The following is a 209-nucleotide window of genomic DNA, read 5'->3' as shown; positions in this document are numbered from 1 at the left end:
ATCCACCATTCCTTGGTTATGCCCTCGACCTATTAGTAACAGTCAGCTCCATGTGTTACCACACTTCCACCTCTGCCCTATCTACCTCGTCGTCTTCAAGGGGTCTTACTACTTGCGTATGGGATATCTCATCTTGAGGGGGGCTTCACGCTTAGATGCCTTCAGCGTTTATCCCTTCCCGGCTTGGCTACCCTGCCATGCACTTGGTA

At 51.2% G+C, this 209-nt stretch carries 1 rRNA gene; it reads right to left on the bottom strand.

Going from position 1 to position 209, the window contains the following annotated elements:
• Positions 1-12 precede the first annotated feature (12 nt).
• Positions 13-209 (bottom strand): 23S ribosomal RNA (locus H6A32_RS16195); the annotation flags it as partial.

This window comes from Drancourtella massiliensis, from assembly GCF_016900655.1.
GTDB lineage: Bacteria > Bacillota > Clostridia > Lachnospirales > Lachnospiraceae > Sellimonas > Sellimonas catena.
This window is presented reverse-complemented; position numbering and strand designations above follow the sequence as displayed.